Annotated in this window: 30 protein-coding genes and 1 pseudogene; 19 read left to right on the top strand and 12 right to left on the bottom strand. The window is 73.4% G+C overall.

Features of this window, described 5'->3' with window-relative positions; all coding sequences use genetic code 11:
• Window positions 1-14: 14 nt before the first annotated feature.
• A complete protein-coding gene (gene eccD / locus ACFYON_RS05405; RefSeq protein ID WP_387187662.1) occupies window positions 15-1,412 on the top strand; it encodes a type VII secretion integral membrane protein EccD in 1,398 nt (465 codons plus the stop codon).
• Here the strand turns inward: eccD and ACFYON_RS05400 are convergent.
• On the bottom strand, window positions 1,396-2,568 hold the full coding sequence (locus ACFYON_RS05400; protein ID WP_387187664.1) for a type VII secretion protein EccE: 1,173 nt from the start codon (window positions 2,566-2,568) through the stop codon (window positions 1,396-1,398). The two genes, eccD and ACFYON_RS05400, sit on opposite strands and share 17 nt — an antisense overlap.
• Before the next feature lie 162 nt (window positions 2,569-2,730).
• Here ACFYON_RS05400 and eccB point away from each other — a divergent pair, with 162 nt between their 5' ends.
• The 8 genes from eccB to ACFYON_RS05360 all read left to right on the top strand — a co-directional run bounded on the left by eccB (window position 2,731) and on the right by ACFYON_RS05360 (window position 9,125).
• Window positions 2,731-4,200, top strand: a complete 1,470-nt coding sequence (gene eccB, locus ACFYON_RS05395) for a type VII secretion protein EccB (protein WP_354868187.1) — start codon at window positions 2,731-2,733, stop codon at window positions 4,198-4,200.
• Between the two features lie 116 nt (window positions 4,201-4,316).
• Window positions 4,317-4,688, top strand: coding sequence for a hypothetical protein (locus ACFYON_RS05390; RefSeq protein ID WP_354868186.1), 372 nt, complete (start codon window positions 4,317-4,319; stop codon window positions 4,686-4,688).
• The gene (locus ACFYON_RS05385; RefSeq protein WP_387187666.1) at window positions 4,681-5,970 is read left to right on the top strand and encodes a WXG100 family type VII secretion target; all 1,290 of its coding nucleotides are present in this window, start codon (window positions 4,681-4,683) and stop codon (window positions 5,968-5,970) included. Before ACFYON_RS05390 ends, ACFYON_RS05385 begins: the two co-directional genes overlap by 8 nt.
• Before the next feature lie 159 nt (window positions 5,971-6,129).
• Window positions 6,130-6,555 carry a hypothetical protein gene (locus ACFYON_RS05380; RefSeq protein WP_387187669.1) on the top strand — a complete coding sequence of 142 codons (426 nt, stop codon included), beginning with the start codon at window positions 6,130-6,132 and terminating at the stop codon, window positions 6,553-6,555.
• 139 nt (window positions 6,556-6,694) lie between these two features.
• Complete coding sequence (locus tag ACFYON_RS05375; RefSeq protein ID WP_387188821.1) at window positions 6,695-7,528, top strand: hypothetical protein; 834 nt, start codon at window positions 6,695-6,697, stop codon at window positions 7,526-7,528.
• A gap of 64 nt (window positions 7,529-7,592) precedes the next feature.
• Window positions 7,593-7,922, top strand: a complete 330-nt coding sequence (locus ACFYON_RS05370; RefSeq protein WP_387188823.1) for a hypothetical protein — start codon at window positions 7,593-7,595, stop codon at window positions 7,920-7,922.
• Window positions 7,923-7,953: 31 nt separating this feature from the next.
• Complete coding sequence (locus tag ACFYON_RS05365) at window positions 7,954-8,367, top strand: TIGR03618 family F420-dependent PPOX class oxidoreductase (protein ID WP_354868171.1); 414 nt, start codon at window positions 7,954-7,956, stop codon at window positions 8,365-8,367.
• A gap of 146 nt (window positions 8,368-8,513) precedes the next feature.
• A complete protein-coding gene (locus ACFYON_RS05360; protein ID WP_387188824.1) occupies window positions 8,514-9,125 on the top strand; it encodes a C39 family peptidase in 612 nt (203 codons plus the stop codon).
• 78 nt (window positions 9,126-9,203) lie between these two features.
• Here ACFYON_RS05360 and ACFYON_RS05355 read toward each other — a convergent pair whose 3' ends face one another.
• The gene (locus tag ACFYON_RS05355) at window positions 9,204-9,386 is read right to left on the bottom strand and encodes an antitoxin (RefSeq protein ID WP_354868166.1); all 183 of its coding nucleotides are present in this window, start codon (window positions 9,384-9,386) and stop codon (window positions 9,204-9,206) included.
• A 130-nt stretch (window positions 9,387-9,516) separates the two neighbouring features.
• Here ACFYON_RS05355 and ACFYON_RS05350 point away from each other — a divergent pair, with 130 nt between their 5' ends.
• Window positions 9,517-10,701: an AI-2E family transporter gene (locus ACFYON_RS05350; RefSeq protein ID WP_387188825.1), complete on the top strand. Its 1,185-nt coding sequence runs from the start codon at window positions 9,517-9,519 to the stop codon at window positions 10,699-10,701.
• A gap of 41 nt (window positions 10,702-10,742) precedes the next feature.
• On the opposite strand, the gene ACFYON_RS05345 is transcribed toward ACFYON_RS05350, so the two are convergent.
• A complete protein-coding gene (locus tag ACFYON_RS05345) occupies window positions 10,743-11,405 on the bottom strand; it encodes a dienelactone hydrolase family protein (RefSeq protein ID WP_387188826.1) in 663 nt (220 codons plus the stop codon).
• 250 nt (window positions 11,406-11,655) lie between these two features.
• On the opposite strand from ACFYON_RS05345, the gene ACFYON_RS05340 reads away from it, so the two are divergent.
• From ACFYON_RS05340 to ACFYON_RS05330, 3 genes are all read left to right on the top strand, one after another.
• Complete coding sequence (locus tag ACFYON_RS05340) at window positions 11,656-12,048, top strand: MerR family transcriptional regulator (RefSeq protein WP_349879300.1); 393 nt, start codon at window positions 11,656-11,658, stop codon at window positions 12,046-12,048.
• On the top strand, window positions 12,018-12,365 hold the full coding sequence (locus ACFYON_RS05335) for a thioredoxin domain-containing protein (RefSeq protein WP_354868160.1): 348 nt from the start codon (window positions 12,018-12,020) through the stop codon (window positions 12,363-12,365). Before ACFYON_RS05340 ends, ACFYON_RS05335 begins: the two co-directional genes overlap by 31 nt.
• 82 nt (window positions 12,366-12,447) lie before the next feature.
• The gene (locus ACFYON_RS05330) at window positions 12,448-12,627 is read left to right on the top strand and encodes a hypothetical protein (RefSeq protein WP_357707138.1); all 180 of its coding nucleotides are present in this window, start codon (window positions 12,448-12,450) and stop codon (window positions 12,625-12,627) included.
• A 42-nt stretch (window positions 12,628-12,669) separates the two neighbouring features.
• Here ACFYON_RS05330 and ACFYON_RS05325 read toward each other — a convergent pair whose 3' ends face one another.
• Genes ACFYON_RS05325 through ACFYON_RS05300 form a run of 6 tightly spaced genes read right to left on the bottom strand, consistent with a single transcriptional unit; the run spans window position 12,670 to window position 18,734 of the window.
• Complete coding sequence (locus ACFYON_RS05325) at window positions 12,670-15,042, bottom strand: glycoside hydrolase family 65 protein (RefSeq protein ID WP_387320606.1); 2,373 nt, start codon at window positions 15,040-15,042, stop codon at window positions 12,670-12,672.
• On the bottom strand, window positions 15,039-15,791 hold the full coding sequence (locus ACFYON_RS05320) for a beta-phosphoglucomutase family hydrolase (protein ID WP_357707134.1): 753 nt from the start codon (window positions 15,789-15,791) through the stop codon (window positions 15,039-15,041). The genes ACFYON_RS05325 and ACFYON_RS05320 overlap by 4 nt, the downstream gene beginning before the upstream one ends.
• Before the next feature lie 46 nt (window positions 15,792-15,837).
• Window positions 15,838-16,305: a DUF4442 domain-containing protein gene (locus tag ACFYON_RS05315; protein WP_387188828.1), complete on the bottom strand. Its 468-nt coding sequence runs from the start codon at window positions 16,303-16,305 to the stop codon at window positions 15,838-15,840.
• 49 nt (window positions 16,306-16,354) lie between these two features.
• Window positions 16,355-17,419, bottom strand: coding sequence for an ABC transporter permease (locus tag ACFYON_RS05310; protein ID WP_354868149.1), 1,065 nt, complete (start codon window positions 17,417-17,419; stop codon window positions 16,355-16,357).
• The gene (locus ACFYON_RS05305; protein WP_354868147.1) at window positions 17,416-18,324 is read right to left on the bottom strand and encodes an ABC transporter ATP-binding protein; all 909 of its coding nucleotides are present in this window, start codon (window positions 18,322-18,324) and stop codon (window positions 17,416-17,418) included. Before ACFYON_RS05305 ends, ACFYON_RS05310 begins: the two co-directional genes overlap by 4 nt.
• On the bottom strand, window positions 18,321-18,734 hold the full coding sequence (locus ACFYON_RS05300; protein ID WP_354868145.1) for a GntR family transcriptional regulator: 414 nt from the start codon (window positions 18,732-18,734) through the stop codon (window positions 18,321-18,323). The genes ACFYON_RS05305 and ACFYON_RS05300 overlap by 4 nt, the downstream gene beginning before the upstream one ends.
• A gap of 110 nt (window positions 18,735-18,844) precedes the next feature.
• On the opposite strand from ACFYON_RS05300, the gene ACFYON_RS05295 reads away from it, so the two are divergent.
• Entirely contained in the window at window positions 18,845-19,369 is a 525-nt protein-coding gene (locus ACFYON_RS05295) for a hypothetical protein (RefSeq protein ID WP_354868143.1), read from the top strand.
• 64 nt (window positions 19,370-19,433) lie between these two features.
• Window positions 19,434-19,763 carry a hypothetical protein gene (locus ACFYON_RS05290; RefSeq protein ID WP_354868141.1) on the top strand — a complete coding sequence of 110 codons (330 nt, stop codon included), beginning with the start codon at window positions 19,434-19,436 and terminating at the stop codon, window positions 19,761-19,763.
• 13 nt (window positions 19,764-19,776) lie between these two features.
• On the opposite strand, the gene ACFYON_RS05285 is transcribed toward ACFYON_RS05290, so the two are convergent.
• Window positions 19,777-20,733 (bottom strand): sulfotransferase, encoded by a 957-nt coding sequence (locus tag ACFYON_RS05285; protein ID WP_354868139.1) that lies wholly within the window; start codon window positions 20,731-20,733, stop codon window positions 19,777-19,779.
• Here ACFYON_RS05285 and ACFYON_RS05280 point away from each other — a divergent pair.
• Window positions 20,732-21,442 (top strand): annotated as a pseudogene (locus ACFYON_RS05280) (hypothetical protein); the annotation flags it as partial. The gene ACFYON_RS05285 and the pseudogene ACFYON_RS05280 sit on opposite strands and share 2 nt — an antisense overlap.
• 21 nt (window positions 21,443-21,463) lie before the next feature.
• Complete coding sequence (locus tag ACFYON_RS05275; protein WP_354868447.1) at window positions 21,464-21,823, top strand: nuclear transport factor 2 family protein; 360 nt, start codon at window positions 21,464-21,466, stop codon at window positions 21,821-21,823.
• Window positions 21,824-21,836: 13 nt separating this feature from the next.
• On the opposite strand, the gene ACFYON_RS05270 is transcribed toward ACFYON_RS05275, so the two are convergent.
• Both ACFYON_RS05270 and ACFYON_RS05265 read right to left on the bottom strand, forming a co-directional pair.
• Window positions 21,837-22,025: a DUF397 domain-containing protein gene (locus ACFYON_RS05270; RefSeq protein ID WP_354868137.1), complete on the bottom strand. Its 189-nt coding sequence runs from the start codon at window positions 22,023-22,025 to the stop codon at window positions 21,837-21,839.
• On the bottom strand, window positions 22,016-22,816 hold the full coding sequence (locus tag ACFYON_RS05265) for a helix-turn-helix transcriptional regulator (protein WP_354868135.1): 801 nt from the start codon (window positions 22,814-22,816) through the stop codon (window positions 22,016-22,018). The genes ACFYON_RS05270 and ACFYON_RS05265 overlap by 10 nt, the downstream gene beginning before the upstream one ends.
• Before the next feature lie 158 nt (window positions 22,817-22,974).
• On the opposite strand from ACFYON_RS05265, the gene ACFYON_RS05260 reads away from it, so the two are divergent.
• Together ACFYON_RS05260 and ACFYON_RS05255 are read left to right on the top strand one after the other, a co-directional pair.
• Window positions 22,975-23,256 (top strand): hypothetical protein, encoded by a 282-nt coding sequence (locus tag ACFYON_RS05260; protein WP_354868133.1) that lies wholly within the window; start codon window positions 22,975-22,977, stop codon window positions 23,254-23,256.
• The gene (locus tag ACFYON_RS05255) at window positions 23,253-23,585 is read left to right on the top strand and encodes a hypothetical protein (RefSeq protein ID WP_354868130.1); all 333 of its coding nucleotides are present in this window, start codon (window positions 23,253-23,255) and stop codon (window positions 23,583-23,585) included. Before ACFYON_RS05260 ends, ACFYON_RS05255 begins: the two co-directional genes overlap by 4 nt.

Genomic DNA, 23,585 nt, shown 5'->3' with positions numbered 1-23,585 from the left:
ACGAGGAGGCCACTGTGGCGACGAAGACGGCGACCGGCGGACTGAGCCGGATCACCATCGTGGCGCCGCGTACCAGGATGGATCTGGCGCTGCCGTCCGACGTGCCGCTCGCCGACCTGCTCCCCACGCTGCTGCGGTACGCGGGCGAGGACCTGGCCGACGAGGGCGTACGGCACGGCGGCTGGGCCCTGTCCCGGCTCGGCGGTCAACCGTTCGACGGCGGCCGTACCGCGGCGCAGCTCGGGGTACGCGACGGCGAGGTGCTCTACTTCAACCCGCGTGCCGCGACCGCCCCCGAGATCGTCTTCGACGACGTGGTGGACGCGGTCGCCACCTCCACCACCCAGCGGGCGGGCGCCTGGCAGGTGGGCACCACGCGGGTCTTCGCGGTCCTGCTCGCCGCGTCGGCGCTGGCCGGGGGCGCGGTGGCGACGCTGCTCACCGGCCCGCCGCAGCTGCCCGGTGCGGCCGCCGCCTTCGTGGTCGCGGTGGCGCTGCTGGTCGGCGCCGCGGTGCTGTCCCGGGCCGCGGGCGACAGCCGCACCGGCGCGGTGCTGGCCCTGGCCGGAATCGGTTACGCGGGAGTCGGCGGCCTGCTGGTGCTCGCCGGGGACCGGACGCTCGGCGAGCTGGCCGGCCCGCACGTCCTGCTCGCCGGCACCGCGGTGGTGGTGTTCGGCGCGATCGGCGCGCTGGCGGTCGGCGACCGTCTGCCGCTGTTCCTCGGCGCGGTGGGCGTGGGCGGCGCGGTCGGCCTCGGCGCGGTGCTCAGCCTGGCCTTCGGCATCGACGCCGCGGCCTCGGCGGCGGTGGTGGCCACCATCGCGTTCGGCGCGCTGCCCGCGCTGCCGATGCTCGCCTACCGCCTGGCCCGGCTGCCGGTGCCGTCCATCCCCACCGGACCGGACGACCTCAAGACCGACACCGAGTCGGTGGACGGCCCGTCGGTGCTGCGCAACAGCGAGCGCGCCGACGGGTTCCTCACCGGCCTGCTCTGGACGGTGTCGCTGCTGGTGCTCGGCGGCGAGGTGGTGCTGGCCGAGGACGGCCGGCTCCCGGCGGTCCTGCTCTGCCTGGTGCTGGCGCTGCTGTCGCTGCTGCGGGCACGCCCGTTCCTCAGCCGCGCCCAGCGCACGCCGGTGCTGCTGGCCGGCACCGCCGGGCTGGGGCTGGTCGCCGCCGCCACGTTCGCCGCAGGCTCGCTCGCGGTGCGGCTCGGGCTGATCCTCGGCGGGCTGGCCGTGGTGGCGGTGATCAGCCTGGTCTACGGCCTGACCGTGGCCGGCAAGCGGATCTCCCCGGTCTGGGGCCGGACCCTGGACATCATCGAGATCCTGCTGATCATCGCGCTGGTGCCGCTGACCTTCTGGGTCTGCGGCGCGTACGGCTGGATCGTCAACCTTCGACCGTGACCGTCCCCATCGCGGTGCCGACCGGGGCGGTGGCGTAGACGCCCGGGCCGTGCTGGCCGTCCAGCAGGCGGGCCGGCACGCCCGCGCGCCGGGCCATCTCCCGGACTGCCTTGACCAGCGCCTCGGCGTGCCCGTCCATGGCCGCCACCCGCAGCAGCGGCGGCACCTGCCGGCCGCTCGGGAGCACCACTGCGGCGACCGTGTGCGAGGGCGCGGAGGTGGCCGTGACCGCGTCCACGAGCGCGCCGAGCGACCCGTTGGGGCGTACCCGCAGGGCCAGGCAGCGCTGCGTCCAGCCGCCCCCGCGCAGGCTGGTCCACGTCTCCACCGGGGACTCCGGCGCGAGGTCGAGCCCGGCGCCGGACACCACCGCCGCGTGCAGCTCGTCGCGGTCGAGCACCCGGTGAGCGAGGCCGGCGGCGTTGAGCGCCTTGCCGAGCCGGCCCACGCCGGCCGCCACCGTGCGGTGCACGCCGCGCAGCCCGCCGCCCCGGCTCACCGTCTCGGCCCGTGCGTCGGACACCGACAGGCGCAGCGCAACCCACACGGTCCGGTACGCGGACGGCGGCGCGCCGGGCGCCGGGTACCAGACCAGGGTGTGCGAGACGACCTGGGTCTGGGTGACCGGCCCGGAGAAGTCGGCGAGCACCGCGAGCGCGCGGTCCACCACCGCCGCCTCGATCGAGCCGGCGGGCGCGCCGGGACGGCCGGTCAACGCCAGCGCGGCGAACCAGCCCCGGTCGTCCTGCCCGATGCCGAGCCGGGTGCCGCGCTCGGTCAGCTCCACCACTGTCAGCTCCGGCGCGAGCGCCGCGAGCCGCGGGTCACCGCCGGGCGTCGCGCCCCGGGCCCGGTCGCGGCGCCGGCGCAGCCGGCGGCGGAGCATCAGGTCCTCGTACCACCAGCGGCCGCCCCGGCGCGCGAAGGCCGCGCCCACGGCCAGCAGCGCCAGGACGGCGACCACCGCGAGCAGCCACGCCGGGCCGGCGGTGGCGAACCAGACGGCGAGCGCCGCGCACTCCACCACCACGAGCTGCCCGACCACGACCGGGCCGAGCCGTCCCCGGCGGCGCTTGTCCGCCGGGGTGACCGGCCGGTCCACCGGTAAGGCGGGAGCGGTGGCGGTACGACCGGGTGGCGCCTGGAGCTGCGTCATCGGTGTGCGTCCCTTCTGGACATTCTGGGCCTCCGCCGGGCGGGTGCTGTCGTTCGGGCGGCGGACGGGGTCCGGCGCACCCCCGGCGGCCCCTTATCGTAGGGAAGCCCGCGACGCCGCTCGGACCTGTCGTCGTGGACCCACCCCCGCCGGAGGTTAGTCATGCGGACCCGCCGCGATCAGGTGCAGGCGTACCGCTTCGTCACCCGCCGCATCGTCTCCGCCCTGCTCTCCGGCGATCCGGAGACAAACGAACTGCCGATGCGCCGCCTCGGCATGGCGGTGTTCGGCAGCGTCATCGCGGCAGCGGTGGTGCTCGGCGGTGTGGGCGCGTACGGGCAGCTCACCAGCAACTCCGCGCCGCTGGCGCCGAACACGCTGGTGATCGAGCGGGAGACCGGCGCGACGTACTACTTCGGCGAGGACAAGGTGTTGCGCCCGACGCTCAACTACGCCTCGGCGCGGCTGATCGTCAACGACCCCGCGGCCGAGCCGCGCACCATGTCCCAGGCCTCCATCAGGGATCGTCCGCGCGGGCGGCTGGTCGGCATCGTGGGCGCCCCGGACGACCTGCCGGATCGCAAGTCCCTGGTCGGGCTCCCGTGGTCGGTGTGCGACGTACCGGATCCGAACGACCCGCAGCGCTCCACCACGCATCTGGTGATCGACCGCGCGCTGCCCGGCGGCACGTCGCTCGCCGACCGGGCCGTGGTGGTGCGGACCAGCGACGCCCGCTACCTGCTCACCGGCGGTTCCCGGCTGCGGGTGGCCGGTGACGAGCAGGCGCTGGTGGCGTTGAAGATGGCCGGCGCGACGAATCTGACCGTCGGGCAGCAACTGCTGAACGCGGTCCCGGTCGGTCCGGTGCTGCGCAAGCCTTCGATCGCCGGGGACGGCAGCGCGAGCGGGCTCACCGTGGCCGGCCGGCCGGCCCGGATCGGCCAGGTCTACCAGGCCGCCGGCCAGTACTACGTGCTCACCCGGCAGGGCCTGGCCACCGTCCGGGAGGTCACCGCGCTGCTGCTGCTCGGCGGCGGCGGTGAGGTGACGCAGATCACTCCGGACGAGGCGGGCCGGCTCCTCACCGACCAGCGGCTGGACGCGGACGGCCTGCCGGCCCGGCTGCCGACGCTGCACGAGGTCCGCGTGGGACGCACGGTGCTCTGCGCCACCTACCGGCCCGGCCCGGCCGGCCAGCCGCCGACCACCACGCTGGAGGTCTTCGACACCGCGCCGGCCGAGCTGACCTCGGCGACCGCGATGCCCGCGCGGCAGGGCGCCCGGGACGCGGTACGCACCGCCGAGCACGTGCTGCTGCCCGGCGGCAAGGGCGTGCTGGTGCAGGCCACGGCCGGCGAGAGCGGCAAGGCGGCGGCCGGATCGACTGTCTACCTGATCACCGCGCAGGGCATCCGCTATCCGCTCGGCACTGCCGGGGGCGACGCGAAGAGCGCGCTCGGATACGGCGACGTGACACCGCTCGCGGTGCCCGCCTCGCTGCTGGCGCTGGTGCCGACCGGCCCGACGCTGTCCCGACAGGACGCGATGGCGTACTTCGATGCGTCAGCGCCCGCGGCGCCCACCGCGACGCCCTCGGCCGGCGGCGCGGCCGCCCAGGTTCAGGGCGGTTGACCCGCTCTCTTCTCATCCGAAGTGGAGGATCCGCGTCACGGGTCGCCCGGGTTGGCCCGCTTCGACTAACCTGAGTACGGCGTACGGTTATCGACGAGGACTACGGGGATGCAGCCATGACGGGGCGCACGACAGTAGACGTACTGTCCTTGGAGGACTTCCACCAGCGGCTCGAGCGGCGCCTGGACCAGGCGGAGTCGGTGTTACGCAAGCTCAACACCCAGATGCAGTGCCGCCCGCCGGCCCTCGGCACGTTCACGGACGCGGCCGACAACGCGCGTCGCTACTCCGAGACGCACCAGAGCTACGTCAACCACGTCGACCGGCTGCACCGGGCGATCCTGGCCGCCCGCGAGGCGACCCAGAAGATCATGACGAACTACAAGACCGCCGAGGCCCGCAACGCCGCCGCCGCGGCCGACATCGCCGCCGCCCTCTCCGGGCTCGACAATGCGATGAAGCAGCCGAAGGAGGACCCGCGTGTCTGAGTACACCCGGCGCTACGAGCACGTCAGCCACGAGGAGCTCTACCAGGACGTCAAGGCGGGCGACCCGAAGCAGATCGAGGCGCTGAGCGCCCAGTGGACCTCCCTGAAGGGCACGCTCGACGACCTCGGCCGCGATCTGACCGCCGACCTGGAAGCGCTGACGAAGACCTGGTCCGGCGACGCCGCGCGGGAGTTCCACCGCCGGCTGGGCATGGTCGTGAGCTACTCGGGCAGCCTCGCCGAGGGCATGACGGGCATCCGGCAGGGCCTCGACATGATGTCCAGCGAACTGCGGGCCGCGCAGATCAAGGCGGAGAGCCCGGAGAAGACCGACGACAACGACAAGCTGCTCTCCGGCGCCGGCAAGGGCCTCCTACTCGGCGGCGCGGCCGGCGCGGTGATCGGCGGGATCGTCGGCCACCAGCAGGACAAGGCCGAGCAGGAGAAGGCACACCAGCGGATGGTGCAGGTCGTGGCGAAGCTCGCCGAGGGCTACGACTTCTCGGCGTACAGCCGGATCGTGGTGCCGGAGCCGCCCGAGGCCGAGCTGCCCGGGCACACCGGCAACGGTGACCCCACGCTGCAGAACGGCCCGTCGGTGAAGACGCCGTCGTCCGGCCCGAGCCTGGGCAGCTTCGGTCCGGGGGCGAACGCCACCGCGACCACCTCGGGCGTGCACCACACGGCCCCGACCGGCGGCACGCCCGGTACTGGCACTCCGGGTACGGGCACTCCGGGCGGCCAGCCCGGCACCGGCACTCCGGTTCCGGTGCCGAGCACCGGGACGGTCGACCCGGGCGGCACCTCGCTGGCCGGCGCCACTCCGCTGACCGGCGCCCCCGGCGGTCCGCCTGTCGGCGGTGGCCCGGGCTTCGGCCCCGGTGGCGGCGGCCCGGCGACGATGACCGCCGGTGGCCCCGGAGGCGGCGCGCTCTACGGCGCCCCTGGAGTGCTGAGCACCGGCGCGCTCGCGGGCACAGCCCCCAACTCGGCGTCCTCGGCCCGCTTCGGCGGCATGCCCGGCGCGGAGAACCGCTCGGCAGCCGGCGCGGGTCGGCTCACCTCCGGCCGCGGCCTTGTGGTCGACGGCGGGAGCAAGTCCCCCGAGCGCGTCGGCGGCACCAACGGGCGGCCCGCGATGGCCGGCCGCGGTGGCGTCCTGGGCGGGCGCGGAGGCCATGGCGACGACGAGTCCGACGGCCGGCTGACCTGGCTCACCGAGGACGAGATGGTCTGGGGCGACGGTGACGCCGCCCCGCCGCCGGTGCTCGGCGGCAACTGATCCCGGCATCCACGAGACGGCGCGGCACCCCCGCCGGGGTGTCGCGCCGTCTCGCGTCGGGCCCGAGTGAGGTCCGTCCACACCGACTCGTGTGGTGGCTCACGTAACCCGCAAGATCTTTGAGCTGCAAGATCGTCCGCCGACCGATAGGTTGAATTGGTGCTGCCCGTAGCGTTCGCCCCGTCCACCTGGACGGCGACGCTGCGCCGGATCGCCCGCACGGCGGTGGCCGGCCTGGTGCTGATCGCCGGCCTTCAGGGCATCGCCGCCACACCCGCCCACGCCGCGGTCGCACACGCCGCAGTGGCCGAGCACGCCGCAGTGGCCAAGCACGCCGCCGCGATCGAGCACGTCGCAACCCGGCACGCGGTCACGACCGGCGCCGCGACGGTCTGTCCCGCCGGTCTCGCGGCGGCTGACGGCACCGCCACCGACGCCGCGCCGCGGACCACGACCGGTCCGGCAGCCGTCGCCGCGGCCGTCGCCGAATCCACCTCCGCCGGGCGCGTCGCCGGCGTCCAGGCCGTCGCCGTCGCCGACCCGGCCCGGGCCGCCATCGCCCGCCGCGGTCCGCCGCGCGCCTGACCGGCCACCTTTCCGGTACGCCCCGGCGCGGCCCACTGGCCCGCGCCGCGTCCCGTCGCCTGGCCGTCCACGACGCGCACCGCCCGGACGTCCGGGCCACAACCTTTACCGTCCTACGTTCCACCTTGAGGTGCTGGTGATGCAGACCGTCTTCTCCGCCGTCCTGCCCGACATGCCCACGGCCGCCGTGATCTGGCTGGTCCTGCTCGCCGTGGCCGCGACAGTGGTGGCCGCGCTGATCGTCCGCCCGTCCCGGTTCCGCTCGGAGATCGTCGACCGGATCAGCGACGCCGCCCGGCCGAGCAGCATCGAACAGGCCGAGCGGGCCCGCGTACAGGATCGGGACCGGGACCGGTACGCCGACGAGGTCGCGGTGGCCGCATCCCGCGCGGCGGCTACCGCGGAGCGCAGCCGGACGGAGTGGCTGACCGCCCAGGAGGAGGCCGAGGCGGCCTGGCAGGCGTACCAGGCGGCGGAGGACGACGTACGGCGCCTGGCCGCCGCCGCGGCACTGCCGCTGCCCCGCACCGCCCGGACCCCGGCCGAGTACGCGGATCGGGAGCGCTGGCTGCACCGTGCCGCGATGGACGCCCAGTGGCGCAACGAGATCACGGTGCGGCAGCTCAGCGACATCCTCGGCGGCAACGGCTGGGACCCGACCCGGCACCCGGTCGAGCAGGAACTGCTGCTGCGCCGGCTGGTCCGGGACAACCTGGCGGCACGGCACCGGGCCACCGCCCAGCGGGAGCAGGCCGCGTGGCAGACAGCCGAGCTGGCCGCGGCGGCGGCGCAGAGCCTGCGCGACGAGGTGTTCGCCGCACTGCATCCGGTCGCCGAGCCGCAGGCGGAACTCTCCATCGTCGGGTTCGCCGGGCCGGAGACCACCCGGGAACTGCCGGGCGGGACGGCGGGCGTCGAGGTCACCCGCGAGCTGCCGCCGGTGGCCCGGGGACGGGCGGCGGTCGCGGCCTGAGAGTTCGGTGCCGCCGGTGCCACGACAGCGGGCGGCACCGGCCCGGCTCGACTAGCGTGATGGCGTGTCCCGTGAAACCTGGGTGCTCGTCGTGCTCGCCGCCGTCGTCGTGGCGGCCATGCTGGTCGGGGTGGTGCTGCTCGCCATCCGGGTGGTCCGCACGCGCCGCATGCTCGGCGCGCTCGGCGCCGGCGGCAAGGTCGCGTTCTACGGCGCGCTGATCTACACGATCCTGCCGGTGGACCTGCTGCCCGACCCGATCTACCTGGACGACATGGGCATCCTGGCGGGCGCGTTGTTCTACCTGGGCCGGCTGGTCGCCAAGCACCGCGCCGAGCAGCGGGCCGCAGCGGAGTCCCCGGTGAAGACGTTGCCGCCGGCACCCCGCCGCTGAGGTTTCCCAGGTACGCCGACGAGGAGACGACATGGCGGGACGGCACCGGTTGGATCCGGGCGACGAGCGGGTGGCCCGCTTCTTCGCGGACCGGCATCTCGCCACGCTCACCACACCCCGTGCCGACGGCACCCCGCACGTCGTACCCGTGGGGGTGACCTTCGACGCGGCGGCCCGGCTGGCCCGGGTGATCACCTCCGCCGGTTCGGCGAAGGCCCGGCACGTCGCGGCGGCCGGGCCGGACGGCGTCCCGGTCGCGGTGTGCCAGGTCGACGGCCGGTGGTGGCTCACAGTGGAGGGCCGGGCGGTGCTCCGCCGCGACCCGGAGTCGGTGGCCGAGGCCGAGCGCCGCTACGCCGAGCGGTATCGCGCCCCGCGCCCGAACCCGGAGCGGGTCGTCATCGAGATCGCGGTGACCGGGCTCCTGGGAAGCCTCCCCGGCTGAGGCGTCTGTCCGGTTCCGCGGTGGCCCCGGTCACGCCCGGAAATGGGCCGCCGCGGCAGGGCGGTTGAACTCTGCGTACGCCGAGCGCCACCCCTGGTGCCGCGTCTCCCGCACGGAGCCGTCGACCCCCGAATGGAGCCTCGACCATGCACCCGATCATCCGTAAGTGCGTGCTGTCCGTCGCCGGTCTGGCCGCGGCCGGCGGTGCCGTCGCCGGTCCGTCCGCCGCCGCCCACGCCGCCCCGGTCAAGGGCAAGGGTGACCGTGCCGCCGACTACGAGTACCAGGCGCAGCCGAACTTCTTCTACTGCGGTCCCGCCTCCACCCGGATCGCGCTGTCGGCCGAGGGCAGGGACGTGAGCCAGGACGAGCTGGCCGCCAAGCTCGGCACCACCGAGAACGGCACCGACTCGGCCATCGACATCACCCGGGTGCTGAACGAGTACACCGGAGGCAAGTACCGGACCACCGAGATCCGCGACGACGTGGCCACCCCGGGTCAGGTCGAACGCCTGCGCGCGGACATCCGTACCGCTGTGGACGACGACCGGCCGGTGGTGGCGAACATCCTGGGCGGCGCGCGGGACGTCGACGGGGTGGAGCACAGCTACGCCGGCCACTACGTGACCGTCGTGCGGTACGAGGGCGACGGCGACCGGGTGCTCATCGCCGATCCGGCCCGGCCGGACGCGCCGACGTACTGGATGGACGTGACCGAGCTGGCCGACTGGATCGCCGGCCGCGGCTACAGCTCCTGACCCGATCCGAACGGCGGGCCGGTCTCCCCCTGCGGAGACCGGCCCGCCGTCGTGTTCCGGCGCCGAAGCGGGTGTACGTCAGCGACCGGTGTCGCCGTCGCCGGTGCGCTGCTGCGCCATGTCGACGCCCTTGTCGATCTGGTCGTCGTGCTTGCCGCCCGTACGCTTGTCGGCCGCGTCGCCCGCCTTCTCGATGCCCTGGTCGACCTGCTTGTCGTGCTTGTCCGCGAAGTCCTTGGCCTTGTCCATGAAGTCACCCATGTCCGATCTCCCTTCGATACGTTGAATGCCTTCCCTGAGACCGGGGGCACAAACACCGGGTGGGCGGTTACCGCCCTGGTGTCGGATCGATCCCTGCCGGGTACCAACGGCCACGATCGAGGAGGGCGACGTGGACGACGACGCTGGTATAACCGGGCAGGCACCGACCGCCGGACCGCGACAGACCTGGGCGGGACTTCCCTGGCCGGTACGCACGGCGGTCACCTGGAGCGCCTGCCTCCTGGTCGTGACGGCCGGGCTGTGGCTGCTCGGGCAGATCGCCGTCCTGCTCGCGCCGCTCGCGGTGGCGCTGGCCGGCACGCTCTTCCTCGCCGCGCTGCTCGACCCGGTGCTGGTACGCCTGCGCCGGCTGCGGGTGCCGGCCGGGCTCGCCGCGCTGCTGAGCATCCTGTTGCTGCTCGGCATCCTGGGTGGCGCCGGTGTCCTGGTCTGGAACCTCACCGCGAGCCAGTTCGGCGAGCTGAGCCAGCAGCTCGACGAGGGGTTGCAGCGCACCCGGGACTTCGTCACGTCCAGCCTGCCGGTCACCGACCAGCAGCTCGACCGGCTCGTGGAGCAGATCCGCGAGGGCCTGAGCAGCGGCGCGCCCGACCCGGTCGCCGGTGCGCGCAAGGTCGCCGAGGTCGCGGGCGCGATGCTGCTCGCCCTGGTGCTGCTGTTCTTCCTGCTCAAGGACGGCCGCTCGATGTGGCGCTGGGTGCTGCGCCGGCTGACCGGCCCGCGCCGGGAGCTGACCGCCGACGCGGGACGGGCCGGCTGGCGGACGCTCGGCGCGTACAGCCGGGGCACGATGGTCATCGCGGCCATCGACGCCATCGGCATCGGGCTGGCCTTGGTCGTGCTGCGCGTGCCGCTGGCCCTGCCGCTCGCCCTGATCACGTTCCTCGGCGGGTTCGTGCCGATCATCGGCGCAACGGTGGCCGGTGCGGTGGCGGTGCTCGTCGCGCTGGCCGCGAACGGTCCCACCACCGCGCTGCTGACCCTGGCCGCCGTGATCGCCGTCCAGCAGATCGAGGGCAACCTGCTGGAACCGCTCGTGATGCGGCGGCAGGTGCAGCTGCACCCGGCGGTCATCCTGGTGGTGGTCACCGCCGGCACGCTGATCGCCGGAGTCGCCGGGGCGTTCGTGTCGGTGCCGATCGCGGCGGTGCTGTGGCGGGTGCTGGACACCGTGCAGCGGCACCGGGCCGAAACCGGCCGCGCCGCGGGGACCGACAGTGCTGCCGATACCGGTAGCGCCGCCGGGATCGGCAGCGCCTCCGGGCCGGACCGGGCCGTCGAAGCCGCAGGCTGACGGCCTGCACTCAGGCCAGGTGCGCTCAGGCGGGCCGCGGGTCAGGCGGGGTGCGGCTGGCGCAGGTGGGCGGTGAACCAGGTGCCGGCCTGGTCGGCCACCTGCTCCAGCGTGCCGGGCTCCTCGAACAGGTGCGTGGCGCCGGGCACGATGCGCAGTTCCCCGACCTCGCCGAGCACCTCCCGGGCCTGCTCGTTGAGCACGATCACCTGCTCGTCCAGGCCGCCGACGAGCAGCAGCGTCGGTGCGCGTACTCCGGTCAGTGAGCTGCCGGCCAGGTCGGGCCGGCCGCCCCGGGAGACCACCGCGCCCACCCGGTCCGGCCGGGCCGCGGCGGCGACCAGGGCGGCTGCGGCGCCGGTGCTGGCGCCGAACAGCCCGGTCGGGAGTCGCCCCAGCTCCGGGTCGGCGCCCATCCAGTCGACGATCCCGGCCAGGCGCTCGGCCAGCATGCCGATGTCGAAGCGCAGTTCGGCGGTGACCTCGTCCCGGGCCTCCTCGTCGGCGGTCAGCAGGTCGACGAGCATCGTGGCGAGGCCGCGCTCGTTGAGCGCGCGCCCGACGGCCATGTTGCGCGGGCTGTGCCGGGAGCTGCCGCTCCCATGAGCGAACAGCACCACCCCCTGCGCCCCGGCAGGCACCACCACGTCCCCCACGAGCCCGCCGTCGACCACAGGCACCGAGACCTCACGCATTCCCTCCACCCCCCGCTCTCCCCTCACCGCATACCCCCCACCCCGACGATCATGAAGTTAACGGCCCAGAAAGCGCTTCCCCCGCCCGCCAACCTCATGATCACCCGACTCGGGGCGCTGCCCCGACCCCGCACCTCACGCCCATGATCGACGGGGACGGCCGGCGGGGAGCCCGGCAAGGGCGCACAAGTGCGGGGTTGCGTTGACGTCGGCGGCAAGGTTTAGCGTCAACCGGCAGAGAGAGGGACGGGGGCGGCGGATGCGGATCGGGGAGCTGGCGCAGCGGGCCGGTACGAGCACCCGCACCCTGCGCTACTACGAGGCCCACGGGCTGGTCCGGCCGAACCGGTCCGCCAACGGATACCGGGTCTACGACGAGGCGGAACTGCGCGTCGTCCGAGAGATCCGGTCCCTGCTGGCGATCGGCTTCGGCCTGGACGACATCCGGCCGTTCGTCGCCTGTCTGCGCGCCGGGCACGACTCCGGTGACGTCTGCCCCGATTCGGTGGCGGTGCTGCGGCGCAAGCTCGCCGAGGTGGACGACTACCTCGACCGGCTCGGCGACGTTCGCCGCCGGCTGCACGACCAGCTCGCCCACGCGATCGCCCAACGGGAGGAAACATGCCTCAGGACACGGGGACCGGCCGGCTGACGCCGGTCACCGACGAGACCTTCGCGGCCACCGTGCTGGCCGCCGACCGGCCGGTCGTGGTGGACTTCTGGGCCGAATGGTGCCCACCGTGCCGGGTGGTGTCGAAGCACCTGGCCGAGCTGGCCGAGGAGTTCGGCGACGCGCTGCGCTTCGTCGCCGTCAACACCGACGAGAACCCGGTTGCCACGCGCGACCACCGGATCATGTCCGCGCCGACCATGCTGGTGTTCCGGCACGGCGAGGTGGTCGCCTCGATCGTCGGCTCCCGCCCCAAGGACCACCTGCGCCGCAGCTTCGCCCAGCACCTGGACGCCTGAGCCCTGGGCGCTGACGGTTGAGCCGCCGCCGGGCGGGAACGCGCGGGGTGACCACGGACCCCTACCGATCGCGAGGATCGTCATGGCGAAGCAGGACAGGTCCCGGGAACAGGAACGCACCGACCAGGAACGCCGCGAGCAGGAGCTGAAGGGCTCGCCGGACTGGGCGGACCGCGCCGCGACGGCGCGTACCGCCGACGACCCGCGGGCCAGGGCGCCGCGCGACGCCGGCGGGCGTCCGTCGAACGGCCGCCAGTTCTGAGGTACGCGTACCGAGCGGTCCCGCCGATGGTGGCGGGGCCGCTCAGTCCGCGCGTTCCGGCAGGTGCATCAGCGGCGCGCGACCCGGCGGCTGCTCCGGCTGCGGCCCCTTCGTGTGCGCCGGCGGCACCGGCACGGTGACCGGCTGCGCGGAGGTGACCCGCAGCGGCTCGCCGTGGTGCCGCAGCTCCACGATGGTGTCCGGCCCGCCGTTGCGCAGCGAGTACGTCGTCTGGTGCGGCCGGACGTCGACGCGTAGCCGCATCCCGTGCCACTGGAGCGAGAACTCCAGGCGGCTGAGGCGGCTGGAGAGCCGGGGTGCGAAGGAGAGCGTCCCGTCGTGGTCGCGCAGCCCGCCGAAGCCGGCCACGAGCGCGATCCAGGCGCCGGCCAGGGACGCCATGTGCACGCCGTCGCGGGTGTTCTCGTTGAGGTCGTGCAGGTCCATCAACGCGGCCTCGCGCAGGTAGCGGTGGGCCAGTTCGAGGTAGCCGACCTCGGCCGCCAGCACCGCCTGGGTGCAGGCGCTCAGCGACGAGTCGCGTACGGTGCGCCGCTCGTAGTAGACGAAGTTGCGCAGCTTCTCGGCGGCGTTGAACGCGTCGCCCCGCCAGTGCATGGCCAGCACCAGGTCGGCCTGCTTGACGACCTGCTTGCGATAGAGGTCGAAGTACGGATAGTGCAGCAGCAGCGGGTACTTCTCCGGCGGCGTGTGCTCGAAGTCCCACTCCTGGAAGCGGGTGAACCCCTCCACCTGCTCGTGGACGTCGGTCTCCGCGTCGTACGGGATGTGCATGTCGTTCGCGGCGTCCCGCCAGGCGGCGGCCTCCTCCTCGGTGACGCCGAGGTCGAGCGCCTGGTCCCGGTAGCGCATCGCGCAGTCCGCCGCGGTCAGCAGGTTCCGCTGCGCCATCAGGTTGGTGTAGACGTTGTCGTTCTTCACCGCGGTGTACTCGTCCGGGCCGGTCACGCCGTCGATGTGGAACCGTCCGGCGCGGTCGTGGTGGCCGAGGGAGCGCCACAGCCTGGCGGTCTCGACGAGCAGTTCCAGCCCGATGTCCCGTTCCAGCGCCTCGTCGCCGGTCACCAGCACGTAGCGGCGCAGCGCGTCGGCGACATCGGCGGCGATGTGGAACGCGGCGGTCCCGGCCGGCCAGTACGCCGACGACTCCGCCCCCTCGATGGTGCGCCACGGGAAGGCCGCCCCGGCGAGGTTCAGCGTGCGGGCGCGTTCCTGCGCCTGGGCCAGCGTGTCGTACCGCCACTGCAACGCGTCGCGCACGGCGCCCGGCTGGGTGTACGTGAGCACCGGCAGCACGAACATCTCGGTGTCCCAGAACGCGTGGCCGTCGTACCCCGGGCCGGTGAGGCCCTTGGCCGAGATGGGCCGCCGTTCCGCGCGGGCGCCGGCCTGGAGGACGTGGAAGAGGCCGAACCGGACGGCCTGCTGGACCTCGGGGTCGCCCTCGACGCGCACGTCGGCGGCGTCCCAGAACGTGTCGAGGTATTCCCGCTGCTCGCGGCGCAGCCCGTCCCATCCGTCGAGCCGGGCCCCGGCCAGCGCGGCGCCGACCTGGTCGCGCAGCGCCGGGAGGGACCGGCGGCTGGACCACCCGTACGTGAGGTACTTGACCACCCGCAGCGTCTCGCCGGGCTTGAGCACGCAGCCGATGGTGGTGCGGACCCAGTCCTCGTACCCCTCGCTCTCGATCGTGGTGCGCTCGGGCCCGGTCACGTCGTGGCCCATGGCGGCGGCGACCCGCAGCCCGCTGACCTTGGTCCGGTGGATGAGCTGCCCGCCGTCGTCGGTGGTCAGCTCCTCCTCGGCCTGCAACGGCGACTCCAGCACGGCCGCCACCCGGGGGTCGCGGCTCTGCGGCGGCAGCGACTCGTTGGCGACCAGTTCGGACTGGAGGATCAGCCGCAGCGGCCCGCCGACCGCCTCGACCTCGTAGTGGATGGCGGCCACCGAGCGCTGGGTGAACGACACCAGCCGGGTGGTGCGGACCTTGACCTCGCGGCCGGCCGGGGAACGCCAGTGCAGGTCCCGCTGGAGCGTGCCGGCGCGCATGTCGAGGACCCGCTCGTGGGCGAGCAGTTCGCCGTAGCGCACGTCGAGCGGTTCGTCGTCCACGAGCAGCCGGATCAGCTTGCCGTTCGTGACGTTGACGATGGTCTGCCCGGATTCGGGGAAACCGAAGCCGGCCTCCGCGTACGGCAGCGGGCGCAGCTCGTAGAACGAGTTCAGGTAGGTGCCGGGCAGCCCGTGCGGCTCGCCCTCGTCGAGGTTGCCACGCAGCCCGATGTGGCCGTTGGAGAGCGCGAACACCGACTCGGACTGGGCCAGCACGTCCATGTCGAGCTGCATCTCCCGGACGTGCCAGGGCTCGACCGGATACGCCCGTTCCCGGATCACGCGGCCGGCTCCGCGGCGAGCAGTTCGGCGAGGTCGGTGACCACCACGTCGGCGCCGTGCGCGCGCAGTTCGTCGGCCTGGCCGACCCGGTCGACGCCGACGACGTATCCGAATCCGCCGGCCCGTCCGGCGGCCACCCCGGCGAGGGCGTCCTCGAAGACGGCGGCCCGCGCCGGTTCGACGCCGAGCAGCCGGGCGCCTTCCAGGAATGTGTCCGGATCCGGTTTGCCGCGCAGCCCGTTCGCGCGGGCGACCACGCCGTCCACCCGTGCCTCCAGCCAGCGGTCCAGCCCGGCGGCGTGCACCACGGCGGCACAGTTGGCGCTGGCCGAGACGACCGCGCGGCGCAGCCCGGCCTCGACGGTCGCTTCCAGGTAGCGCACCGAACCCTCGTACGCCTCGACGCCGTTGTGCTCGATCCGCTGGAGCAGGACGACGTTCTTACGGTTGCCGAGGCCGTTGACGGTGTCCGCCTCGGGCGGGTCGTCCGGCGATCCCTCGGGCAGTGTGATGCCACGCGAGGCCAGGAATGTGCGCACTCCGTCGGCGCGCGGTCTGCCGTCCACGTACCGGTTGTAGTCCGGTCCGCTGTCGAACGGGTGGAACGGCTCGCCGGTTTCGGCCGACCGTCGCCGCAGGTACGCGTCGAACGTCTCCGTCCAGGCGGCGTTGTGCACCTTGGCGGTCTGCGTCAGCACACCGTCCAGATCGAAGAGACAAGCGCTCACGTGCGCGGGAAGGCCCAGCATCGCTTGAATCTAACCAGAGCCCGCGCCGGGCAAACACCCCTCCCGTTCAGCGATTCGGGCGCAACGTCCAGATCACGGTGAGTGACGAGGTGAGCGTGCCGTCCTCGGTGCGGACCTCCACCTCGACCGGGAACTCCGGCCGCCGGCCGGCGTCCAGCTCGGCCAGCACCTCGGCGGGGACGCCGCCGAGCCGCGCGGTCGCCAGCACCGGCCCCATCGCGATCTTGCGGAAGTGGACCGATGCGGTCACCGGCAGGGGTACGGCCCGGTCGAGCACCTGCCCGAAGGCGGCCAGGACGGCCGCGCCCGAGGCGCTCTCGCCCAGCGTGAACATGGCCCCGGCGTGCGGGCCACCGAGGTGGTTGTGGTGCGCCGGCAGGTCGGGGAGCCGGGCCACGACGCGGACGCCACCCTCGGCCTCGGGCGCCACCTCGACGAACTCGATCCCGAGCGTGCGGGCGAACGGCACGGCGTCGAGGAGGCCGGCCGCCACCTGGCGAGAGTCGATTGTCATGCCCGAACGCTACTCGCCAGTAACAACACCGGCAAGGCCGGCTGCCTGGTCAGCCCGCGCTGAGGTCGGTACGGCGGACGATCAACCAGACGACCAGGAGCGCCAGCGCGGTCAGGCCCAGATAGCCGCCGGCGACGATCAGGTGGAACTCGGGGATCCGGCTGCCCGGCTGGTACTGGAGGTGCTGCTGAAGGTTGTGCTCGACGAAGCAGGCGAGCGTCCGGCCGGTGCCGTTGTCGGGTGGGCAGAGGCGTTGCAGCTCGACCCCGCTGAGCTCACGCCCGGAGGCGTCGAACGCGCCGGACGGCCCGTCGATCCCGTAGTCGATCATGCCGCCCTCGACGACCAGGGCGTTGTCGCGCAACACACCCACGCCCGGCCCGCCGATGACGCGGTGCGCGGTCAACGGCTCCATCAGCGTGGGGTAGCGCCACCGGACGAGATAGGTCAGGCCGACGAAGCCCACGGCCACGCCGAACACGGCCGGGAGCGTGCGCTTGATCACGGCGCCGAGCGCGACGCCGACCGCGAACCAGCAGAGGCTGATCACGGCCGGAAGCATCGCGGTGTTGAGGAACGGCCCGTACTCGAACAGGCTCACCGGGGCGACCCGGGCCTGGAGTCGCTCCAGGTGGTCGCTGACACCGGCGACGGCCGAGGTCACCGCTGCCACGAACAGGCCGAGCAGGGCCAGCCGGGTCCAGAGCCACCGCTGCGGGGAGACATCCTGGCTCCAGGCCAGCAGCAGGGTGCGCTGCTCGTGTTCCCTCGTCAGCACCGGGACGCCGACGAACACGCCGATCAGCAGCGGCATCCACTGCACCACCTGCGACAGCACGGCCAGCGTCAGGACCAGGCTGGAGGAGCCGCCGAGCCGTCGGCCCTGCGGCGACTCCTCCGCGCAGAACGTCTCGTGGCACTGGTGCCACAGGCTCGTCAGCTCCACCGACAGGTAGGTCATCCAGCCCACCAGGACCGCGGCCAGGACCAGCGTGCCGATCACCGTCCAGCGGTGCTGACGCCAGGTCAGCCAGAGCAGACCGCGTACGCCCCCGGCGTACCCGGGGTCGCTGCGGCGGTTCGTGGGTGCGGACAGTTGGCCGACCGGGCTCATGCGGCTGCCTCCCGCTCGTGCGGCGCGGCGGCCGACGCTCTGAGGTGGGTCAGGATCAGCTCGTCCAGGGTGATGGGCTGGGCGGTCCAGCCGGGTGCCACGACGGCGTGGGCCGCCGGTGCCGCCGGCCGCCGGAGGACGAAGGTGGACTGGCGGCCGGTGTGCTGCGCCTGGACGATCGTGCCCGGCCCGGGTGGCTGGTCGGCGCGGGGCCCGGTCAGCCGGACATGGCTGTCGAGCAGTTCCTCGACGTCGCCGGCGAGGAGGGGCCGACCGGCGTCGAGCAGCAGCAGGTGGTCACCGACGCCGCTCAGCTCGGCGACGATGTGGGTCGACAGCATGACTGTCATGTCGTCGTCGGCGACCTCCGCCAGCAACTCGCCTGTGACCTCGACGCGGGCCAGCGGATCCAGGTTCGCGAGCGGTTCGTCCAGCAGCAGCACCGCGGGGCGGGAGCCGAGCGCGACCGCCAGCGCGACCTGCGCCCGCTGCCCGCCGGACAACTTGCCGCAGCGCCGGTCCAGCGGGACGGCGAAGCGGTCGAGCCACGACAGCGCCCGCCGCTGGTCCCACACGCGGTTCGTCGAGCGGCCGAAGCGGAGCATGTCCGACACGGTGAAGTCGCGGTAGAGCGGCTTGTCCTGAGCCAGGATCGCCACCCGGCTGCCACCGTCGACGGACCCGCCCCGCACCACCGGCCGTCCGTGCACCGACACCGTGCCGCCGGTGGCCGCCAGCGTACCGGCGATGATGCTCAGCAGCGTCGACTTGCCCGCGCCGTTCGCGCCGACCAGCGCGACGACCCGGTTGGCGGGCAGCGCGAACGAGCACTCCCGCAGCGCCCACACCGCGCCGTAGCGCCGACTCAGGTCACGCGCCTCGACGGCGACCGGCTCGCCGCTCACGCCGCGCCCTCCGTGTTCTCTCTCTTCGCGGGCGCCGCGTTCGCCGCGATCACCGAGGCGAGCAGCGCCTGGACGTCCTCGTCCTCCAGACCGGCCTCGCGGGCCTGGCCGAGCCACCGGGCCAGGCTGCCGCGCAGGCGGGCCATGACGTGGGGATCGGCGTGCCCGAGCGTCCCGCTGACGAACGTGCCCGCTCCCTGCCTCGCCTCCACCAGGCCGGACAGTTCCAGCTCCCGGTATGCCTTGAGCACCGTGGTCGGGTTGACGGTGCACGCGGTCACCACGCTGCGCACGGTGGGGAGCTGGTCTCCGGGCCGCAGCGTCCCGATCCGCAGCGCCTCACGGACCTGCCGCACCAGCTGGGCGTACGCGGGGACGCTGCTGGACCGGTCGACATGAAAGTTGATCACCCTGGTGACCCTCCGTCAGATTGTTATGGTTAAGTAGAACACTAGCCAAGCGGCATGGCAACGACAGCACGACGTTTCAGTGGCCGCCGGCTCCGGGTAGCGAGTGGCCCATGAACCGCGATCTCGCGCGTGGCCTGACGGTGGCCTGGGCGCTGCCCGAGTTCCGCGACGGGCTGCGTCACCTCGTCGACCTCGACGAGGTGACGGTGCTGCTGGCCGCGCTGTCCCTTCCGGACCGCGACCGCGAGGTCGAGCGCAGCGCACTGGGCCTGCTGCGGTCCGGGCTCGACAGCACCGAGGTCCGGGAGGCGGTGTTGCTGCTGCTGGAGCGGGACACCGTACGCCGGCCGCTCGTCGCCGCGGCGACGGAGCCGCTCGCCCACCGGCCCGGGCAGGTCACCGCCCTGACCTCCGCGGCCGAGGATCCCGGAGTACGCCACGAGGTACGGGCGATGCTGGACAGCGCCGGCGTACGCGAGCTGATCTGGCGGGCGGTCGACGACCAGGTGAGCGACAACCGGTTCGGGCTGATCCGCCGGGCGGCGGTGCTGTTCATCCGGCACCCGAGCGCGCGGCGGCTCGCGTGGGCGCTGCGCCGGCACGGCGTGCTACGCGAACTGCGCCGCAGGGCCTGAGCGCTGGTCTTGCTGTTGCCCGGTCGTGTCACCGCCGAGACCTTCGGGCCCTACTGTCCGGTCGATGCGATCCCGTGCGGCGAAGACGGCAGCGACTCTGGTGACCGTGCTGGGCACACTGCTCGTCGTCGCGAGCTGTCTCGGTTGCATCCCGCTCCTGGCCCCCTCGGCACCGTGTCCGGGTGACACCTACGCCTCGGCGCAGGCGGGAAGGAACGCGTTCGTACTGCTGGTCGTGGCGATGACGGCGACGGTGGTCCTCTCCGTCGTCGTGGCCCGGGCCGGCACCCGGCCCAACGTCCGGAACCCCTGGCCGTGGCTGGCCGTCGCCGTACTGGGACTCGCCCTGAGCGCCGCCCTGATGATCCCGATCGACCGGGCCGGCTCCTGCTGAGGTCGCTCGGCCGTCACTCGTATCCCATGGCGGGGATGACCTCGCTCAGCTCCCGCTCGACGAACGCACGAGTGCCGGCGTCGAACTGCTCGTCGCGGTGCGCGAGCTTGTCCGCCTGGAACGTCGACGGGGTGACGAAGTCCTCGACACCGAGCCGTGCGAACAGGGCACGCCGCTGCCCGGCCCAGTCGGCCGCCAGATCCTCCGCCTTCACCTCGACGTAGCGCCGCCCTGCCAGGTCGGCCGCGTCCTTCCAGGCCAGCCACCTGCGGTAGACCGGCAGCAGGTAGGCCAGCGCCCCGTCAACGGTCGGCGGCGCCCACGGCTGGGCCAGGTGGGAGGCGAGCACCGAGACCGGGTGGCGCTTGATGTGCACGATCGTCGCCTCGGGAACCAGCTCCCAGAGGAAGTCCATGGCGAAGAGATTGAACGGCGTCTTCTCGCACCAGGCCGGCTTGCCCGCGTCGGCCGCCGCCCCACCGAACAGGGTGTCGACCAGGCCGCGCAGGACGGCGATCAACTCGGCCCGGTCACGGAAGTACCTCGGGACGACCCGTCGTCGGCTGGCCGGCCCGAACGGCCCGGCGGGCCGGTCGCCGTTCCCGAAGCCCTCCGCGGGCACGGGCTCCTCGAAGGCGTCCGCGATCAGCAGCGGCCATAGCTGGTGTACGGCGTCCCGGTAGCGCCGCTCGCCGACCAGCTCGGGCACGGTCTTGCCACGGTCGTCACGCCGCCCCGGCACGCGTACGGTGAGGAAGTCGCTCAGCCGGTGCAGCGCGTCCTCGCCGACCATCGGGTCGTACCGGTCGGTGAGCGCGTCGGCCAGGTCCCGCAGACCGCCGGGCTCGACGAGGAACTTGGTCTCCATCGGGATCCGGTGGATCAGCGGATGCTGGCCGATGACGTCGGCGATCCGCGATGTGCCCGAACGGCCCGTGCCCGCGACGAAGACCGGTGAGGGGGACGGCATGGACCGCAGTCAAACTCCTGGCCCGGCGCAGGGGCAATCCGTTTATCCCCGCCGCGACCAGCTGATCGGCTTCCTGGCCGACGCGGTCGGGTCCGTCACCGTGGCGCATCCGACGCGGGTCGCCGTCGACGGGCCGCCCGCCGCCGGCAAGACCACGCTTGCCGACGAGCTGGCCGCCGTCCTGCGCGCCCGCGGCCGGTTCGTCATCCGGGCGACAGTCGACGACTTCCTCTTCCCCCGGGATCGGCGCTACCGGCGGGGCGAGTTCTCGGCCGAGGGCTGCTACGTCGACACCCACGATCACCAGTCGCTGAACCGGGTGCTGCTCGACCCGCTCGGCCCGGGCGGCGACCGGCGCTTCCGGCACACGGTCTACGACCACGCCACCGACGCGGTGCTGTCCCCGCCGCTCACCACCGCCCCCGCCGACGCCGTGCTGGTGTTCGACGGCGTCTTCCTCCTGCGCCCGGAACTGCTCGACCGGTGGGAGCTGCGCGTCTTCGTGTCGACAGCGCTCGACACGACGGTGGATCGTGCCGTGATCCGCGAGAGCCGCGTGTCGACGAGAGCCGACGTCGAACGGCGCTGGCGCGAGCGTTACCTGCCCGCCCAGCGGCTCTACTTCGCCACGGCCCGTCCGGCCGGGCACGCCCACGTCGTCGTGCACAACGACGACCCCCGGCAGCCGATCTGGGAGACCCGGACACGCGCGGATGGCAGGCTGGCGACCATGGACAGGACTCAGGTGGCCGCCTGGATCGCGGCGTACGAGCGGGCGTGGCGCACACCGGGCACGGCGGCGCTCGGCACGATGTTCACCTCCGACGCGAGCTACCGGCAGGGGCCGTACCGGGATCCGGTCGTCGGCCTGCCCGCCATCACCCGCATGTGGGACAGCGAGCGCGACGGGCCCGACGAGACGTTCGAGATGACCGCGGAGGTCGTCGCTGTCGACGGCGACACCGCTGTGGCACGCGTGCGGGTCCGGTACGGCGAGCCCGTCCACCAGGAGTGGCGCGACCTCTGGATCATGCGCTTCGCCGAGGACGGCCGGTGCCTGTCGTTCGAGGAGTGGCCGTTCGCGCCGTGACGGCGGCCGCTGTCTAGCCCCGCTTGGCGTGCGCGACGAACGCCGCCCAGCTCGACGGCGTGAACGTCAGCGCCGGCCCCTGCCGGTCCTTGCTGTCCCGCACCCCCACCACGCCGGGCAGATTGTCCGCCACCTCGACGCAGTTGCCGCCGTTACCGCTGCTGCGGGTGCTCTTGCGCCAGATCGCGCCGGTCAACTCCATCGCTTCGCCGCCTCCGAAATCGCCGCCAGGGTCGCACCGTGCGGCATCGCCTCCGCGCGTATGGACTCCCACGTCTGCCGCAGTGAGTTCACGTCCACCGTGCGCTCCACGATTGTGCCGTGCAACGGGTTATCCAGGTAGCCCAGGTCGTCGCCGTCGGCCGGGGTGGCGAGCACGAAAGCGCCGTTGAGCCCCGGATAGGCCCCGACCGTCTCCGGCACCAGGTGCAGGTGCACCCGGGGCCGCCGTGCCATCTCGATCAGGTGCTCCAACTCCTCCCGCATCACCTTCGGCCCGCCGACCGGGCGAGCCAGCACCGCGTGGTCGAGCACCACCACGAACTGCGGCGGCGTCGGGCCGTCCAGCACCGCCTGCCGGGCCAGCCGGGCGGCCACCTGCTGTTCGACAGCCTCGCCCACGAACTGCGCGGCCCCTTCGTAGAGCGCGCGGGCGTACCCCTCGGTCTGCAGCAATCCGGGCACCACCAGTGGCTCGTAACTGCGCAACGCCGTCGCTTCCTGCTCGATGCTCACCCACTCGCGGAACCACGGCATCAGCGCCTCCTGCATCAGCGCGTCCCGGATCCGCACCAGCAGGCCGCCGCCGTTCAACACCTCGTCGCAGCGCTCGGTGAACTCGGCGCGCGGCGCGCGACGGCACTGCTCGACGGCCGCCACCGGCGAGGCCGAATAGCTCACCCGCTCGCCGAGGGCCTCCTGGGTCAGCCCCGCATCGGTACGTAACCGGCGCAGCTCACCGGCGAACAGTTCCCACAACGGCACACGGATCATCTGCACACCTCTGCACACGGCTGCACACGGAAAGACGGCCGGTCAGACGGCCAGGAAGGTGGGGGTGGAACGCCTTCCGACCCTAGCGGCGCGGTGACGAGACTGTCACGCAGTGGAGCCGAATTCGTCCGGTTCCCGCTACCGAGAGGAGTTGCGCCGTGCGACTGCGCTGGTTCCGCTGCCGGGGTGCGTCGGCACCGACACTGCCCCACCGGGTACGGGGCGACAACCTGCCGGAGTGGATGCGGCAACCCACCCGTCCACTCCCGACGATGGGTCCCGGCCGGGTCGGCAACCTCACCCCGGCCCAGCAGTGGCGGGCGAACGGTGGCCGCTGGTCGGTCCCGGAGCAGCGGGGAGGCGACGCCGGCAACCGGCCCGCCGACGGCGGTCACCCGGACCGGCGCCGGCGTGGCGGCCACCACGAGGAGCCTCGGTGATCAGCCACCAGCTCGGGCAGCCGCCGGACGGGCCGACGCCCGATCGCCCCCGGCCGTACCCGTCGCACGCCACCCCGCACACGCCGCTGCGTCCGATGTGGTGCTGCCGGGCGTGCGGGCAGCCGTGGCCGTGCCCGACGGCCCGTCTGCTGCTGCGCAGCGAGTACGAGGACAACCGGATCGGGCTGTCGATCTATCTGTGCGGGCTGCTGTACGAGGCCACGCGCGACCTCTACCGGCTGAACCCGCACGACGCGCCCGCCCCGGCCGACCTGTTCGCCCGCTTCGTCGGCTGGTGCTCGTACCGCCGCCCGCCCGTCCGAGACTGA

Origin of the sequence: Micromonospora sp. NPDC005686, assembly GCF_042871665.1 — a bacterium.
In the GTDB taxonomy this organism is placed as follows: domain Bacteria; phylum Actinomycetota; class Actinomycetes; order Mycobacteriales; family Micromonosporaceae; genus Micromonospora.
Note: the sequence above shows the minus strand (reverse complement) of the source record. Positions and strands in the feature narration are given on the sequence as shown.